Here is a 17,428-nt window from a genome sequence, read left to right as displayed (position 1 = left end):
CGACGGCCTTCGTCGTGCCCGCGGGGACCGGCGCCCGCGAGGTGGAAGCCTTCGTGTCCCCGATCGGGACCGAGGCCCTGGAGGAGAAGGTCACCCGGTTGCGCGAGGCGATCGCCCGCGGCGCGGCGCGCGCGACCGTCGACGACGTGGCATCGGAACTCCACTCCGCTCTCGTCGCACCGTGGGCAAAGCACCTGCAGGCCGCGGACCGCCTGTTGATCTCCCCAGCCGGGCCGCTCCGCGTGCTGCCTTTCGCCGCCTTGAAGGACGACGGCGGCCACTACCTGATCGAACACCTGCCGCTGCACACCGTCGACTCCGCCACGCTGTACGCGCGACTGATCGATCGACGCGACGACTTCGACGCCGCGCACGCCCGGGTCGTGGCGTTCGGCGATCCGGTCTACGACGCCGGTTCCCCGGCCACCGCGCCCGTGTCGACACCGATCGTCGCGCTGCGCCAGCGCGGCTACACGCTCGAACCGCTTCCCGGAACCAGGCGCGAGGTCGCCGTTCTCGATTCGTTGTTCGCGCCCTCCGTCGAGGTCCATGTCGGGCCGTCGGCGACCGAGGAGCGGGTGAAGGCGCTCGGCTCCGACGTCGACATCCTCCACTTCGCGTGTCATGCGGTGGCCGATCGTGAGATCCCCTCGGCGTCCGCGCTGGTGCTCACGCAACCCGGACCGGACCAGGCGGCTGACGAGAACGGCCTGCTCCAGGCGTGGGAGATCCTCGAAGACGTGCGTCTCGATGCCGAACTGGTCACGCTCAGTGCGTGCCAGACCGCGATCGGCAAGGAACTCGGGCCCGAGGGGATGGCGGGACTGACACGCGCGTTCCAGTACGCCGGCGCGCGCTCGATCGTCGCTTCGCTGTGGGACGTGCCCGACGAGCCCACGGCCTCGCTCATGCGAGATTTCTACGCGAACCTCGCGCGCGGTCTGCCGAAGGACGAGTCGCTGCGGCGCGCACAGCTCGCGAGCCTGCGTGGAGCGTCGAACGGTGCCGACGGAGCGGCCCGCGCCCTCGGTGGTCTGACGCCGTCCGACCGCGACGTGCCTCGCGCTCCGGGTTTCGCGTGGGCGGCGATGCAGCTCGTGGGCGACTGGCACTGAGGCCCGACCCCTCGTACGTGCTCCCATTGCCCCGACGAGGAGAAGCCCCGGCCGTCGACCGACGACCGGGGCCCACCGACCCGGCGACGTCCGCGTCAGCGGATCACGGTGAGCTTACGGTTCCGGACCTCGCCTGCCGCCGTCGCGCGGAGCAGGTAGACTCCCCGGCCGACGCGGCGGCCAGCGTCGTCGCGACCGTCCCACACCAATTCGCGGCGTCCCGGCGGCAGATTCCCGTCGACCAGCTGACGCACCCGTCGACCGCGCGCGTCGAAGATCTCGACGCGGAGATGCGCATCGTGTCGCAGGTTCCACGCGACCACCGTGCTCCCGTCCATCGGGTTGGGCGAGGGCGCGGCGAGCGCGATCACCTGGTCGACACCCTGGCCCGGCGAGACACTCGTCACGGTGTCCGGCGCGAAGGCCAGCCTGTAGCCACCCTGGTCGAAGGCGTCCTCGCGCGCGTCCTTGAACACGGCCAGCACGTACACGCCTGCCTGCGAGATCGTGGTCGTGAACTCCTCGACCTCCCCGGCGCCGACGGCCTGGGCCCTCGCATCGTCGGGCGCGTCGCCCTGGCCGACAAAGGTTTGGGCGGACATGAGGGCCATGCCGAAGTCGACGTTCGCATCCTGCGGGATCAGGCGCACGTTCATCGTCCGCGGTGAGAGCTCGATCGCGTAGAGATGGAGGATCTCGTTGTTCTCCATCGTGTAGAGCCCCCGCTCGCCCTCGGGATCCGACCCGAGATCGACCGAGGCGGCGGCGTGGGCCAGGTACTGCGCGTCGACCGCACGCGCGAGGCCGTTCACGGGATCGACCTCCTCCCCTTCGAACCCCTCCTCGGGACCGTAGATGCCGACGTCGAAGGGACGCGGCTCGACCGCAGTCAGATCGACGATCACGAAGTCCGACGTCGTACTCGGTGCGTGCGAGAAGGCGATCGGGTCGTCAAAACCGTCCTCGGGACCGGTCGAGGCCTCGAAGAGCTTGAGATCGACGTCGACACCCTGCTGCGGCGGCATCACGGCCAAACCCATGAAGGCGGGCGCGGTGCCGTCGCGGGCGGCAGCCGGCAGCCGGAGGCCATCGCAGTTGAGGAAGGGGGTGGGATCGATGCCCGGCGTGGTGTTCTCGTCGCCGACGATCCCGATCTCCGGGTCGATGAGACCGTACTCCCAGCCGGCCCTCGGCGATCCCGGAACCTGACGCTCGGTCACTTCGCCAAGACCGAGCACCTGCGGCTCGAAGACCCACTGCCGCGCGAAGAAGTTGTCGGTCTCGTTGGCTTCGCCCACACGGCCGTCGGGATCGATCTGCACCCACAGCGTATGCCGGCCTCCCGGGATGGTCACCGCCTCGGTCGCGTTGAAGGTGCCGAAGGCGCCGCCCTCGATCGGCGGGACGACCTCCGTCGCGAAGCAGGTGTCGTCGTAGTAGAGATTGGCGAAGGTGTCGCCGGCGTCGTCCGTCGAGGAGTTGAAGACCGAGAAGTTCAGCCAGGTCGACGCCAAGTCGCCGACCAGAGTCGTCGGCGCCGGGACCTCGCCCGGGCGGCCGAAGTCGTTCGGCAGCGGGACGAGGGCGTCGAACCAGTTCGGGGCCGGTACCAGCGTCCAGTTCCCCGACGACGCCTGGATCTCGAGCGACACCTCGAGGGCTTCGGCCCCCGCTCCGGGGTCGCGGGCGATCACCAGCAGACCCTTGCCCGGTTGGGTCGACGAGAATTCCAGCACGGCCTCGCCCTGGGCATCGGTCGTCGCGGTCGTGTCGGCGTCCTCGAGACTCGCGTAGAAGGTGGACGGTTCGAAGAAGTACAGGTCGAACGGGCCGTCGTCGCCGACGGCGAGCTTCACCACGAAGCTGGCCTGCGAGAGTCCGATGTCGAAGTGTCGCATCTGGACCATTTCGTTCGGCAGGAACGAGATGGCCTCGGTGCCTCCGACCACGGCGTCCTGGCTCTCCACGTAGTCCGCGTAGTACCCACCAACGTGATCGCTCGCGTTGTAGATGCCCACGTCCACGAAGCCGTCCGACACCGCGTGACCGTTCGCGACCACCGCATCGATGCTTCCGGCCGGCGCCGACGAGGAGGCCAGTTCCGTGTTCCACCCGAAGCCCAGGTTCGACGACGTGGTCCGCGGGTACATACCCAGGTCGATGTTCTCACCGGCATCGACGAAGTGGGCCGAGATCGCCACGAAGCGCGGGTCGGCGCCGGAACGCTGGGCGACCGGCAGGCGCAACCCGTCGCAGTTGTCCTTGGCCACGCTCACGGGTGGGAACTGCCCGAGGTTCATCGCGTCGTGACCCCCGTCGATGTCCGGCGGGGCCGGACGCAGCAGCGGACCGATCTTCGAGATTGACTCCGGGGCGAAGGCCCACTGGTTCGCCAGCCAGTTGTTGACATTCGTCTGCTCGTCGACCGCACCACCGGGATCGATGCGCATCTCGAGGGTGTGCAGGCCGCCGGTGACGACCAAGTTCGGCTCGTTGACGAACTCGAAGAGGCCGCCCTCGGCGGCGACGTCGGTGGTCTGCGTGAACATGCGCTCCACCTCGCCGTCGATGCGGAACTCCACGTCGAAGGGAGCGACGGCGTCGGACTCGCCGTCGTTCGCACCGGAGAGGTTCACGTAGAAGAAGGTGTTTCCGTTCAACAGGTCGGGAAGCGAGATGCTGGTCGGCGTCGCGGACGGCTCGTCGAGGGGCACGATCGGCAACAGCCACCCGGGGCGCGCGGCGACCTCCAGATCGGCCGGACCGGGTTCGCGGATGTAGTAGGGACCGGCGGTCGCGTAGTCGTCGCTCCAGCGACCCACACGATCGACGGCGCGCAGCGTGAAGTAGTAGGCCGCGCCTGGCTCGACCGGCGTCACCACCCAGTTGTTCAACTTCGGAATGTCCTGTACGTCGTCCGGAGGCACGGGAGCGCCGGCCGAGATCTCGTAACTGTAGCCACCGATCCCGGACCAGTCGTCGGGCGCGGTCTGCCAGACGAAGTTGATCCAGGGCTGGGCCGACATGTTGGCCTGGCCGATCTGGTGGGTGGTGCTGAACAGGCCCGAGGGTGAGCCCGGCTTCTGCTGGTCGATGTTCCAGCCGTTGTTGACGAAGGTCTCCCAGAGGTCTTCGCCCTCGGCGGCGTGGGCCTGACTGAACGCGGCCACGAAGGCTGCCGGTGTGGTCGGATCGCTGTTGGCCGCGGTCGCGAGGATCTCCTCCGGCCCCATCCCCAGCGGGTCACCCCAGTCGCCGGCGATCGTGTCCTCGTCGGGCTCGTTCGGCGTGACGTCGTAGATGTCGGTGAGCAGGGCCCACAAGAAACCTTCCGTCGCCTGGGGACCGCAGAGGCAGGGATCGCTGTTCACGCCGATGCAACCGAAGGGCGCGATGTCCTCGGCGCTGCGCGTGTAGGCGGGCGCGTAGCCGTAGGCCCCCGGCCAGGCGTCCTGGACGATCTCGCCCACCCAGCTCGCGAATCCTTCCTGCCACGCATCCGAGGGCGTTTCGTCGCACCAGATACAATGGCCGCAGTCGTCGCCGTCGCACACGCCGTTGCAGTAGCTCGGCGCGACGATGCCGGCGAAGGTGTCGGTCACGTGGTGGCCGTACTCGTGCAGGATCGTATCCTCGCGCCAACGGCGGTCGAAGCTGAGGTTGATCTCGCCGTCGTAGAAGGCACCACCGTCTCCGACGGGATACATCGCGTCGACGCTGGGAATGTCGTAGCCCAGGTCGTTCAGATAGCGCCAGCCCTTGGTCAGGGTCGACAACATGTGCAGGCCGACCTGCCCGTTGTAGTTCGACGGCGTGAGCGCTCCCACGTCGAGCAGCGAACCGGAGAACTCCTCGTAGGTTTGCGTCTTCCACTTGAAGTTCAGCTCGAGAATTCCCGAGTCCTCGGTCTCGACGCGGGCATTGGCCGACTCGAACTCGACGTAGATGTCGGGGTAGGTCTCGTCCTCGGAGACGTTCAGTTCGAAGTTGCCACTCGGCCCGAGGACCACGGTTCCCAGGAGTTCGTCGCTGCCGAAATCGGCGTCGTAGACGCGTACGGTAGCACCGTCCGCGCCGAGGTAGGGTCCGCTCTCGCGCAGGTAGCCGAAGGAGCCGCGCACCGTGAGCGACTGGCGGCGTTGGAGATCCGGTTCCGGCGCGTCGGGATCGGGGCGAGCCTCGTGCCACGGCCGCTCGCGGAAGCGCTCGTCGATCGGTGCCGGCTCGGGCCGCGCGAAACCGGTGTCCATGCCCGGTGCGGGCACCGACCGCTCGAATGTCGCCTCGAGTGCCCGTACCATCGTGCGCTCGGTGTGCTCGGGGCGCGGCCGCAGGCCCAACGACTTCCGCGTTGGCCGGCCGTCCACGGTGAAGACGACTTCGAGAGGTCCGGCGTCGCCCGAGGGAATGCCGCGCACGACGAATTCGAGTTCCTCACCCGGACGAAGGGCGACGCCATGAGGAACGTCGATCTCCAGAGCGATCCAGCCCTCGCCCTCGACGGCGAAGTCGTCGAAGACACCAGCGATCTCCGGATGCAGGGCAAAGGTCTCCTCGACCGGCTGCCCCGGTCCCGGGATCATGTGCGTGCCGACGGGCCGGACGTCCAGCCGTGGCCGGATCGACGCGCGGGCGACACCAACCGTGGTCGCGAGCACGACGACGAGCAGGAGCAGGGAGACCGGGGGGACTCCCGGTCTCTGCAGACGGATGCGGGACATGGAGGACCTCCCGGGGCGTTGGGCGGAGATGGGCAAGCGCACGACGCGGGCGTCGTCCGGCGTCGCTGGAGTAGACGTCGCGGAGACGGGCGATCGCACAGGGCCGGTGACACGGGGAGGCGGCGCCCTTCGCAACGGACCACCCGCGACCGCATCCGCCCCCAGCCGCCTACCGAAAACCCTCCTGACGGCGCTGCCTCGCCGCGTCCTCGCCGTGTACACCCTGTTCTCTCGCCCGGAGCACCCCCATGAAGGCCCTGCTGAAGCTCGTCGTCGTCCTGGGGGCGTTCTTCACGTCGACCTTCGTGATCGCGAAGTTCACGGGGCTGCTCGACCTGGCCGCGATCGAAGCCGGCCTCGAGAGCGTGCGCCGCGACGGCGCGCCGTGGTGGGTGGGCGCGGCGCTCAGCGCCCTGCTCTTCGCCGATCTGTTCGTGGCGGTCCCGACGCTCGAGATCAGCATCCTCGGCGGCCACCTGATCGGCTTCCCCGGCGCGTTCGTGTTCGGACTCCTCGGCGTGACCGCGGCCGGGCTGACCGGCTACGCCCTCAGTCGGTGGAAGGGCGAGCACGTGGTGCGGTGGATCCTTCGCGACGCGGGCGAGCGCGAGGAGATGCGCACCACCTTCCGGACCTACGGCGTGGTGGTGATCTTCCTGTCGCGCGCGGTGCCGGTGCTGCCCGAGGTGTCGGCCTGCCTGGCCGGGGTGACCGGAATGCCTCTGCGTCGATTCCTGCTGGCGTGGTTGACGGTGAACGTGCCGTACATGGCGCTGGCCACGTACTCGGGATCGGTGAGCAGCCTCGAGAATCCCTACCCCGCGATCGCCGCGGCCGTCGGCCTGAGCGCTGTGTTCTGGTGCGCGTGGATGGTGTTCCGGCGGCGCACCGGCCTTGCGAAGCCGGCAACGGCGCGTGCGGCCCAGGGCCGCTCGTGATCCGTCGACCGGTCACTCGAACGGATACCGCAGACCCCAGCGCTCCCGCATCCCGTCCATCAAATGCATGATCTCGATCGTCTCGTGCAGCGGCACGACGCCGCTCTCCGTCGCACCGGCTGCGATCCTGGCCGCGACCTCGCGCACCTGGTAGACGAAGCCGTTCTCCTCGAGCGGCGTGTGGATTTCCTCGACCTCGTCCACCTGACCCGTTCCGCCGTGATGGTGGATGCGGAAGGTCTCGCTCCACGGGAAGTCCGCGTGCTCGATCGTCCCGCGCGTGCCGTGGAAGGCGGCGCGCGCGGGCATCCACAGGTCGAAGCTCGTGCTGATCGTGGTCAGACACTGCCCGGGGAAGCGGAACAGGTAGCACGCGACCTCGTCCACGCCGGTCGTGCTCATGCGCGTCATCGACTCGACGTGGCGGGGGCGTTCGCCGAGCACGTGGCAGATCAATGCAATGGGATAGACGCCCATGTCGAGCGTGACGCCGCCGGCGAGTTCGGGCTCCTTCAGGCGGCGCTCGTAATGCGGTGGCACGATGCCGCCGAAGGTGACGTCGATCTGCCGGACCTCCCCGATCACGCCGTCGGCCACCCGCGCTCGCACGGCCTGCCAGGTGGGCAGGAAGCGCGACCACATGGCCTCCATGAGGAACAGGCCCCGCTCCTGTGCGCGCTCGACCAGGTCCTCGGCCTGCGCGGCGTTCACGGTGAAGGGCTTCTCCACCAGACAGTGCCTGCCGTGTTCCAGCACCCGGCGCGCGTTCTCGTGGTGGAAGTTGTGCGTAGTGGCCACGTAGACGACGTCGATGCGCGGGTCGGCCAGCATGGTGTCGTAGTCGGGCGCGGCTTCGATGCCGTGGCGGGCGGCGAAGTCGCGGGCCTTGTCCGGGGTCTTCGACGCCACCGCGACGAGCTCGTTGCCGGCCTCGCGCCGCACCGCGTCGGCGAACTTGTTGGCGATGATGCCGGCACCGAGGATGCCCCAGCGGAGAGGTGTGGTCATGGGTGGGCTTTCTGGCGGGGTCCGGGCTCGCGTGCGTGTGGGCTCGACCGTGCTGATGCCGCGTCAGGATACAGGGCTCGGCCACTTCCGCAGGGGAAGTCGGGATGTCGGAATTCCTGCTGGGGAAGTTCCGCGGGGGAACAGGGTCTGGCTCGCCGAACACCGACCGTGCGGACGCGGCCCCGAAACTCCACAGGAACCGCGAACGCGCCACTTCATCTTGACATCTGATGCGCGACTAGATATCATCACACATCATGCGAACCACGATCGACATCGATGACCCGGTCCTGGCACAGCTCAAGGACCTCCAGCGGCGCGAGGGCAAGTCGCTCGGAAGGTTGGTCTCCGACCTCCTCGCGCGGGCGCTCGAAGCGGAGGAGTCCGCTCGCCCGGAGGGCCCGCCCTTCGAATGGACGGTGCGGGAGATGGGCGCGCGCTACGACCTCTCCTCGACGAGTGACCTGCTCGACGTGATGGACCGCGACCGGCGAGACGGGAAGGGGCGGCGTCGGTGAGTTACGCTCTCGACGCGAACATCCTGCTCTACGCGTCGGACGCCACGAGCGAGTTCCACAGCCGGGCCGTCACCTTTCTCGAGAACTGCGCGGCGGACGACGAGGTTCTCGTGTTGGCCTGGCCGACGGTCATGGCCTACCTGCGGATCGCGACGCACCCCGCGGTCTTCGATCATCCGTTGGAAGCGAACGAAGCCCTGGCGAACGTCGAGAACCTTCTCCGGCTCCCCCAGGCGCGTGTCCTCTCGGAAGGACCGGAGTTCTTCGCACTGTATCGCGAGCTCGCCGACGCGCATGCGCCGAAGGGGAATCTCGTCCCCGACGCGCACCTCGCGTGTCTCCTGCGCAGCAACGGAGTCAAGACGCTCTACACACTCGACCGCGGATTCCGCCGCTTCGACTTCCTACGCGTCGAGCGGCCCTGGGACTGACTGCACTTCCCGAGGGCCGAATCGCGGGCCGGCCATCAGGGCCGGTCCCGAAGACGAACCGGCCGACGCGGAGGTCGGCTCGCTCGCAGCATCGTTGTACCGCTTCGACGGTGGCTCGACATGCGCGTGATCGCAGAGCCCTACTGCTCGAACAGAATCGTCTGCAGGTACTCCTGCTGCAGACCCTGGTCGAGCTCCGGCAGCTCACCGTCGAGCACGAATCCGGGGTCACTCCAAGTCTGGCCCGCACCGTCGGTGATCACGTAACGCTCGCGCAGCTGCCACAGCGCGAGCACCATCGTCTTCCCCTCGGGAGCGGTGGCCTCGTAGGTCTTGCTGAAGGTCTCCTCGCTGCTGACGGTGACCTCGTGCTCGAAGTCCTGGTGGAACTCCGTCTCGATCGCCACCGAAGCCGGCCCCCAGCCGACCTCCGTCGACACCCCGATCGACCAGCCGAAGGACATGCCCGTGGTCTCGGACGTGCCGTGGGTGTAGCTGTGCTCCTCGCTGTAGGTCGCACCGGCACCGAGCGTGACCTGGAAGACCCTGTGCCAGTAGACGCGGCGCTCCACGTGTGGCGCCACGGTCGGCACGACGAGGTTGTCGAGGAACAGACGATTCTGGCCGTAGGCCGCACAGGGAACGGCTCCGTCGTCGAGGTCGGGCAGGGGCTCGGCGCGCTCGAGAACGTAGCCACGGTAGATGGCGTACCGGGTGTCGTTCCACAGGCCGTTTTCGTAGACCTCGGTGAAGTACTCACCGTCCCGGTTGTTCGGCTCGCCCGGCCCCCAGTTCGTCCAGTCCACCGATTCGCCGCTGGCCCAGACCCAGTCATGGTTCGGACGTCCCCAGTCGGTGAGACCGATCCAGTAATGGATTCCCGGGGCTGCGGCCTGCACGGCGCTCAGCACGAACTCGTTCTCGACGCTCGAGGTGATCGTCGCCAGATGACCGCCGAAGTTGCGGCAGTTGACGTCGGCGAAGCCCCAGAGCATGGGCATGGTGGTGAGGTAGTAGTGGCTGCCCGCGTACGCGCCGAGCTCGACGAGGGGTTCGACGGCGGTGGTCCGGGACAGGTCCACCCATCCTCCGCCGGTGCTCCGGGTCTGAAGACGCTCGGGATGACACGCGTGACCGTCGCGGTAGATCACGCTGTGACCGGCCGGCAACCGGAACTCGAGGGCGTGCGCCTCGTCGAGACGCACGAGCATGTCCTCGCTCAAGCCGGCCAGATCGGGGCTGAAGTTGCTCAGCGTGGCGGTTTCGGTGGTCAGGAACCCGGAACGGGCTGGGAGTTCGTCCTGCGGATTGTCCACGGTGGGAACCGCGGGAGTGTTCGGGGGCAGAGGATCGTCGTTCTGCGGGTCGGTGGGACTGCCTTCGTCGTCGGAGCATCCCGCCAGCAGCAGTGACACGGCGAGCAGGAGCGCGACCGGAAGCAGACACCTCGAAACGGTGACGCGCGGCATGGGAGACCTTCCCGGGTCGAGGGGAGAACACCGACCATGCCGGCCGGCGGTTCCTCGGGGTCCCGACGAGGGAGTGCTCGTCGTCGGTCTCTGGGCAGGATCGATCCGTGCGGGCGCGCGCCTCGTCCGGAGTCGTGGTGATCACGGAGACGAGAGTAGCACGGAACGTGGCACGGCCGACAGCGGATGCGGGCGCCCATGATGCTCGTGCGTCACGCGATCGCATGCGGGTCATACTCGCAGGCACAGTCACTTCCGTTGCGGAAGTCGACCACGCGGAAACCCGGTCGGGAACGTTCTCCCGCGCAACCCGACGGCCACGACCACCCGCACCACGTTGACCCCTCCCCCGCAACCGCATACTGTAGATCGCTACCCTTCCGGGGAGCACGCCCGTGATCGGCCAGACCATCGCCCACTACGAGATCACCGCCCTCCTGGGGAGGGGCGGCATGGGCGAGGTCTACCGCGCCCACGACACGAAGCTCGGCCGCGACGTGGCCCTGAAGTTCCTGCCCGAGGCCATGGCCCGGGACGCGGCCCGCCTCGCGCGCTTCCAGCAGGAGGCACGCACGGTCGCGAGCCTCAACCATCCGAACATCGTCACGCTGTTCTCGGTCGAGGAGGCCGGCGGCACGCGCTTCCTCACCATGGAACTGGTCGACGGCCAGGGTCTCGACCACCACGTCGTGCCCGACGGACTGCCCGTCGAGCGCGTGATCGAGCTCGGCACGCGGATCGCCGACGCACTGGCGACGGCGCACGACAAGGGCATCGTCCATCGCGACCTCAAGCCGGCCAACGTGATGCTCTCCGCCGGCGGAACCCTCAAGGTCCTCGACTTCGGGCTCGCCAAGCTCGATCCCTCGGACACGGGCCGCTCCGAAGCCACCGACGAGACAGTCGCCGTGGGGGTCACCGCGGAGGACCAGGTGGTCGGCACCATTCCCTACATGGCCCCCGAGCAGGTGCGCGGCCAGGAGGTCGATCCGCGGACCGACCTGTTCGCGCTCGGGGTGCTCCTCTACGAACTGGCGACGGGTCGTCGTCCCTTCCAGGGCGACACGCCGGGCGTGGTGAGCAGCTCCATCCTGCGCGACGAGCCCGTCCTCGTGGGCGCGATCCGCGCCGACGCACCGCCCGACCTCGAACGGATCATCGCTCGCTGCCTGGAGAAGGACCCCGGCGACCGCTACCAGACGGCGCGCGACGTGAGCAGCGAACTGCGTTTCGTGGGAAAGGGCCGGCGCGGCGAACGGATCCTCATCTCGCCGCCGACGCCCTCGACTCCGCTCCTCGGCCGCGACGCGACGATCGAAGAAGCGATCACACGGCTGGAGCAGGGTGCCCGCGTGTTGACCGTCAGCGGTTACGGGGGCACGGGCAAGACCCGCTTCTCGATCGAACTCTTCCGGCGACGCGCGCCCGAGTACGACGGGGGCGCGGCCTTCGTCTCGCTCGCGTCGGTCACCGATCCGGCGGAGGTGCTCCCGACGGTGGCGAGCACGCTCGACATCGCCGAGGCCCACGGCCGGTCGGCCCTCGAGGCCATCGCGACGGTGATCGGCCACCGCCCCTTCCTTCTGGTCCTCGACAACCTCGAGCAGGTCCTCGACGCCGCAACGGACATCGCCGAACTGGTCGCGCGCTGCGATGCCCTGCAGGTGATCGCGACGAGTCGCGCCCCGCTGAAGATCGGCGCCGAGTCGGAGTTCCCGCTGCCGCCGCTGGAGCTTCCGGACGAAGCCGAACACTCGCCGGATCGGCTGCAGGCGTGCCCGTCGGTCGCGCTGTTCGTCCAACGCGCGGTCCGGGTGAAACCGGACTTCCGGCTCGATGCATCGAACGCGGACGCGGTGAGCGGGATCTGCCGCCAGCTCGACGGCCTTCCCCTCGCACTCGAACTCGCCGCCGCGCGCGTGCGCATCATGGAACCGTCCAAGCTCCTGCTGCGGCTCGACCACGCCCTCGACCTGCTGAGTTCGGGCGATCGTGATCTTCCACTACGGCAGCGTACCCTGCGCGCGACGATCAGTTGGAGCTACTCACTGCTCGACGACACCGAGCAACGACTGCTGCGTCGCTGCTCGGTGTTCCACGAGGGCTGGACCTTCGAGGCGATGGAGCAGGTCTGCTACGCCGACGACGATCGGTGGCGCGCACTCGACGAGCTCGAATCGCTGGTCGAGAAGGGACTCGTGCGGGTGATCGGCGGCGGCGACCGCTACGCACTGCTCGAGACGATCCGCGCCTTCTCCGCCGAACAACTCCACGCCACGGGCGAGACGGAAGAGCTGCGCGACCGGCACGCCCGGTTCTTCACGGAGTGGATGGCCGGGATGTACGAGGAGTTCCGCGACGAACGCCAGGTCCCGGCCATGGGCCGCTTCCGCGCCGACATCGCCAACGAACTGGCCGCCATCCACTGGCTCCTGGCCCGCGCACGGGAAGGGGACATTGGGGCGCTGGAGAGCGTTCTGCTGCTCTGCGGCCGGCTGAACTGGTTCTGGCACGTCTCAGGGATGCACAACACCGCACGCGGGCTCTACGACGAGGCCCTCGCGATGGCGAGGGAGAACGAGCCGTCGCCAGGGCGTGGCCTGGCCCTGCTCGGCGCCGGCATGGTGTCGATCACGACCGGTGAGTGGGATCGCGCCCTCGAGGAGTGGACCGCCGCTCACCGGGACGGTATCGCCCTCGGCGACGACGCCATCGCCTCCGAGGGCGCCATGGGCATGGGCTACGTCCACCTCAACTCGGGTCGGCTCGCGGAAGCCCGCGAGCCCCTCGAACGCAGCATCGAACTCGGAGCCGGCGGCGTATGCCCATTCGTCGAATCGCTGTCGATGTCGTGCAAGGGCATGCTCCTGTTCCAGGAGGGGGATCTCGACGAAGGCGTACGTCTCGTCGAGCAGGCGCTGCAGGCCCAGCAACGCCGGAAGGACTGCGAAGTGGGTGGGATCTCGCTGAGCTTCCTCGCGTCGATGAGCTTCGCCCGGGGAGATCTGGACCGTGCCCGCGAGTTCTACGTCGAATCGGAGCGGACCTTCGAGGAGGTGGGCGACCGACCGGAGGTGGCGCGCGTGCAGTGCGAAGCCGGGTGGACCGCCCTGGCCGCCGACGACCCCGCTGCGGCGGGCGCGACGTTCCGCCGCGCGCTCCTGACCTACGAAGAGGTCGGCAGCCCGCGCGGAACCGGCCTGGCCATGCTCGGCCTCGCGGCGGTGGAGGCGGCAGAAGGCCGTCCGGAACGCGCCGTCGCGATCGGCAGCGCCGCACAGGCGCTGACCGAACGAGCGGGCGTCGTCTGCGATCACCCGATGGATCCCGGGGTCGTCGACCGGATCGAGGAACTGAAGTCCGCGATCCCGGCCGCGACCGTCGGTGGCCTGCTCGCCGGGGCAAGTGAGTTGACGCCGGCGGACGTCCTGGCGATTCTGTCCGACAATCGCGCCGCGTGAGCGTCCCCAGTCCCGACGATGGACCACGATGATCGGTCGACCTCCGACGGGGAGTTCGCGCCCTTGATCGGCCGGACCCTCGCCCACTACAGAATCACGGCGCTCATCGGCCGCGGAGGCATGGGCGAGGTCTATCGCGCCCGCGATACGAAGCTCGATCGCGACGTCGCCCTCAAGATCCTGCCCGCGGCCATGGCCGACGATCCCGCCCGCCTCGATCGCTTCCTTCGCGAAGCGAAGGCCGTCGCCGGTCTCAACCACCCGCACATCGTACACATGTACTCGGTCGAGGAGAGCGACGGCGTCCGTTTCCTCACCATGGAACTCGTCGAGGGCGAAGAACTCGGCTCGATCCTCGAGGGTGGGGCACTGCCGGCCACGAAGGTCGTCGAGATCGGCATCGCGGTGGCCGATGCCCTGGACGAAGCGCACGCCAAGGGCATCGTCCATCGTGATCTGAAGCCGGCCAACGTGATGATCACCGACGACGGTCGCGTGAAGGTCCTCGACTTCGGTCTTGCGAAGCTCGCACGGACCACCCCCGAGGAAGACGACGCCACGTGCGTGCTCGAACTGACGCAGCAGGGATCGGTGCTGGGCACTGTGCCGTACATGTCGCCCGAGCAACTCCGCGGACAGGAGGTCGATGCGCGCAGCGATCTCTTCTCGCTCGGCATCCTGCTGTACGAGCTGATGGCTGGGCGTCGCCCCTTCGAGGGAACGAATGCCGCCGATCTCACCTCTTCGATCCTCAAGGACGAACCCACTCCACTGCCCGAGGCCGACTCGTCGTTTCCCGCACCGCTCTCGGAGATCGTCCACGCCTGTCTGGCCAAGCGTCGCGAGGATCGCCCGGTGACGGCGGCCGCCGTGCGCGACGCACTGGAGACCCTGCGGCGCGAACTCGAGTCCACGGTCGAAGCGACGCGCACCGTGACGGGACCGGTGACGACGCCCTCGCGCTCGCGCGGACCACGCCTGGCCCTGACCGGCGCGCTCCTGATCGCCGCGCTCGCAGTCCTGTGGTGGGGTTCGCAAAGCGGTCCGACCAGTCCGGACGCCCAGGACCGACCGATCGTCGCCGTTCTGCCCTTCGAGAACCTGGGCGCACCCGTCGACGAGTACTTCGCCGCGGGCATCACCGACGAAATCACCTCGCGTCTGGCCCTGATCGAAGGGCTCGGCGTCATCTCACGGACGAGCGCACGCGTCTACGCGAACACCGAGAAGTCGATCCGGGAAGTGGGCGCCGAGCTCGGCGCCGGCTACGTCCTCGAGGGAGCCATCCGGTGGGACAAGAGCCGCGAGCCCGGGCGCGTGCGGATCTCCTCGCGACTCATCCGCGCGGCCGACGATACGAACCTCTGGCTGGAGAACTACGAGCGAGAGGTCGACCAGATCTTCGAACTGCAGTCGGCCATCGCCGCGCGCATCGCCGAGGCGCTCGACGTCACGCTGCTGCTGCCCGTCCGCGAGGCTCTCGACGACCGACCGACCGAGAACATGGATGCCTACCGGGCGTATCTCGAGGGACACGAGCAACTCGACGCGCCGGGCTTCAGCCGCGAGGGATTCGAACTCGGCGTGCAGATGTTCGAGCGTGCGACCACGCTCGACCCGCGCTTCGCCCTGGCCTACGCGCGTCTGTCGTCGATGCACTCCCGCATGTACCACTACGGCTTCGATCGCACTCGCACTCGACTCCGAGCTGCCAGGCTCGCCGCAGATCGTGCCCTGGCCCTGGAGCCGAACCTGGCGGAAGGTCACCTCGCACTCGGCCACTACCACTACTGGGGGACGCGGGAATACGACCTCGCTCTGGCCGAGCTCGAACGCGCACGGGAGATCGAACCGAACAACAGCGAGGTCTGGCTCACCACCGCCTACGTCAAACGTCGACAGGGCGCGATGGAGGAAGCGATCCAGTTGCTGGAACGCGATCGGGAACTCAGTCCGCTCGACCCGAACGTCGTGGTGGCGCTGGGCGAGACGCACGGTACGCTTCGTCAGTACCCCGAAGCGGAAGAGGCCTTCCGACGAGCCATGGCCCTGGCCCCCGACGACCCCTACCCGTACACCGAACTCGCGCTCCTCGAACTGCGCTGGCGTGGCGATCCCGCGGCGGCCCGCGCAATCCTGGGTCGAATGCCGACCGTCGACAACGACGAGAGTCGGCGGGTCCGCTTCCTCGTCGAGCTGCTCGACCGTCGCTTCGACGCGGCTCTCGAAGCACTTGCCGGTTCTCGGACGAGAGCGTTCGAGGCCGGCTCCTTCTACCAGCCCATCGCTCTGCTCGAGGGACTGGTTCACCGCGCGCGTGGTGACGAAGACTCCGCGCGCGCGTCCCTCCTTTCCGCGCGCGCGACCCTCGAACGGGCACTCGAGGGAGACCCGGGAGATCACCGTATGCTCGCCGCACTCGGCCTGATCGAGGCAGGGCTCGGTCGCGCTTCCGAGGCCGTACGCCACGCCGAGCGCGCGGTCGCTCTCTACCCGTTGGAGAGCGACGCACTCGGTGCTCCGGTGCAGGTCGTGAATCTCGCACTCGTGCACGCATTGCTCGGCAACGCCGACGCCAGCGTACGGGCTCTGCGCGACGTCCTCTCGATCCCGTCGCCGATGTCGGTGGCCTGGCTGGAGATCGATCCACGGTGGGACGCGGTGCGCTCCTCCGACGCGTTCGAAGCATTGTTGGAGGAGTTCCAAGAGCAGTAGGACTCGCTCCACCCCAGCGCCCGGGTCCGATGAGGGCGAAGACGTGCAAGACGGAACAGCCCGTGCACGTTGACCCCGCCCCCACGCCCGCCTAAGCTCTTCGATCCCTGGTCCCGCCCGGAGACACGCCCTTGATCGGCAAGACCCTCGCCCACTACGAGGTCACCGGCCTGCTCGGCTCCGGTGGCATGGGAGACGTCTGGCGCGCACGCGACACCAGGCTCGGCCGTGACGTCGCCCTGAAGGTCCTCCCGGACGCCGTGACGCACGATCCCGAGCGGCGCGCCCGTTTCGAACGCGAGGCCCGGGCGATCGCGGCCATCGACCACCCGAACGTCGTCACCATCTACGCCGTCGAGGAGGCCGAGGGTCACCTCCTGTTGAGCATGGAGGTCGTCGAGGGGCAGACCCTCGGGGAACTCATCCCGCCAGGCGGTCTACCGCTGGACCGGATCCTGGAAATCGCCACCCCGATGGCGAGCGCCCTGGCCGCCGCGCACGGACGGGGCATTACGCACCGCGACCTCAAACCGGCGAACGTGATGGTCCGGCCCGACGGTCAGGTCCGGATTCTCGACTTCGGTCTGGCCAAACTGGTCGACGGTTCGCCGGAGGTGGAGGACGCGACGATCGCCGTCGACGCCACGGCCGAGGGCCGGGTCCTCGGCACCACCGCCTACATGTCGCCGGAGCAGGCCGAGGGCAAGCCCGTCGATCCGCGGACCGACGTCTTCGCGCTGGGCATCCTGCTCTACCAGATGGCCACGGGCGAGAAGCCCTTCGTGGGCGACACGCCGATCTCCACGATCACGAGCATCCTGCGCGACGAGCCACGACCGATGCACGAACTCAAGCCCGAGTTGCCGACGCAGCTGGGGCGGATCATCGGTCGCTGCCTGCAGAAGGATCCCGAGAACCGATACGACACGGCCAAGGGGCTGATGTTCGAGCTGGAGAACCTGCAGGAGGATTCGTCGTCGTCGTCGATGGCCGCAGTGTCGCCTCCGCGTTCGGGTACCCACCGGAACCGGATGCTGGGCGCCGCCGCCTTC

At 68.5% G+C, this 17,428-nt stretch carries 10 protein-coding genes; 7 read left to right on the top strand and 3 right to left on the bottom strand.

Annotation, left to right across the window (positions count from 1 at the left end; translation table 11 throughout):
* On the top strand, positions 1-1,115 hold a 1,115-nt coding region (locus VKA86_13950), incomplete at its 5' end, for a CHAT domain-containing protein (protein ID HKK72313.1).
* Between the two features lie 95 nt (positions 1,116-1,210).
* On the opposite strand, the gene VKA86_13945 is transcribed toward VKA86_13950, so the two are convergent.
* Positions 1,211-5,836, bottom strand: coding sequence for a CARDB domain-containing protein (locus VKA86_13945; protein ID HKK72312.1), 4,626 nt, complete (start codon positions 5,834-5,836; stop codon positions 1,211-1,213).
* Between the two features lie 248 nt (positions 5,837-6,084).
* On the opposite strand from VKA86_13945, the gene VKA86_13940 reads away from it, so the two are divergent.
* Complete coding sequence (locus VKA86_13940; GenBank protein HKK72311.1) at positions 6,085-6,774, top strand: VTT domain-containing protein; 690 nt, start codon at positions 6,085-6,087, stop codon at positions 6,772-6,774.
* A 12-nt stretch (positions 6,775-6,786) separates the two neighbouring features.
* Here VKA86_13940 and VKA86_13935 read toward each other — a convergent pair whose 3' ends face one another.
* Positions 6,787-7,782 carry a Gfo/Idh/MocA family oxidoreductase gene (locus VKA86_13935; protein ID HKK72310.1) on the bottom strand — a complete coding sequence of 332 codons (996 nt, stop codon included), beginning with the start codon at positions 7,780-7,782 and terminating at the stop codon, positions 6,787-6,789.
* 257 nt (positions 7,783-8,039) lie between these two features.
* Between VKA86_13935 and VKA86_13930 the strand changes: the two genes are divergently transcribed.
* The gene (locus VKA86_13930) at positions 8,040-8,300 is read left to right on the top strand and encodes an antitoxin (protein ID HKK72309.1); all 261 of its coding nucleotides are present in this window, start codon (positions 8,040-8,042) and stop codon (positions 8,298-8,300) included.
* The gene (locus tag VKA86_13925) at positions 8,297-8,731 is read left to right on the top strand and encodes a TA system VapC family ribonuclease toxin (protein HKK72308.1); all 435 of its coding nucleotides are present in this window, start codon (positions 8,297-8,299) and stop codon (positions 8,729-8,731) included. The genes VKA86_13930 and VKA86_13925 overlap by 4 nt, the downstream gene beginning before the upstream one ends.
* Positions 8,732-8,871: 140 nt before the next feature.
* Here the strand turns inward: VKA86_13925 and VKA86_13920 are convergent, their stop codons facing one another.
* Positions 8,872-10,200, bottom strand: a complete 1,329-nt coding sequence (locus tag VKA86_13920) for a lectin-like protein (protein HKK72307.1) — start codon at positions 10,198-10,200, stop codon at positions 8,872-8,874.
* Between the two features lie 395 nt (positions 10,201-10,595).
* Here VKA86_13920 and VKA86_13915 point away from each other — a divergent pair, with 395 nt between their 5' ends.
* The 3 genes from VKA86_13915 to VKA86_13905 all read left to right on the top strand — a co-directional run.
* Entirely contained in the window at positions 10,596-13,661 is a 3,066-nt protein-coding gene (locus VKA86_13915) for a protein kinase (GenBank protein HKK72306.1), read from the top strand.
* A gap of 63 nt (positions 13,662-13,724) precedes the next feature.
* Positions 13,725-16,376: a protein kinase gene (locus tag VKA86_13910; protein ID HKK72305.1), complete on the top strand. Its 2,652-nt coding sequence runs from the start codon at positions 13,725-13,727 to the stop codon at positions 16,374-16,376.
* 131 nt (positions 16,377-16,507) lie between these two features.
* The coding region (locus tag VKA86_13905; protein HKK72304.1) for a serine/threonine-protein kinase at positions 16,508-17,428 on the top strand (921 nt) is incomplete at its 3' end.

The sequence above is a fragment of the Candidatus Krumholzibacteriia bacterium genome (genome assembly GCA_035268685.1).
GTDB lineage: Bacteria > Krumholzibacteriota > Krumholzibacteriia > JAJRXK01 > JAJRXK01 > JAJRXK01.
This window is presented reverse-complemented; position numbering and strand designations above follow the sequence as displayed.

What these genes read in the sequence shown, in the direction of transcription:
- VKA86_13930 (HKK72309.1), top strand. Translation starts at nt 8,040, where the DNA reads ATGCGAACCACGATCGACATCGATGACCCGGTCCTGGCACAGCTCAAG.
- VKA86_13935 (HKK72310.1), bottom strand. Translation starts at nt 7,782, where the DNA reads ATGACCACACCTCTCCGCTGGGGCATCCTCGGTGCCGGCATCATCGCC.
- VKA86_13940 (HKK72311.1), top strand. Translation starts at nt 6,085, where the DNA reads ATGAAGGCCCTGCTGAAGCTCGTCGTCGTCCTGGGGGCGTTCTTCACG.
- VKA86_13920 (HKK72307.1), bottom strand. Translation starts at nt 10,200, where the DNA reads ATGCCGCGCGTCACCGTTTCGAGGTGTCTGCTTCCGGTCGCGCTCCTG.
- VKA86_13945 (HKK72312.1), bottom strand. Translation starts at nt 5,836, where the DNA reads ATGTCCCGCATCCGTCTGCAGAGACCGGGAGTCCCCCCGGTCTCCCTG.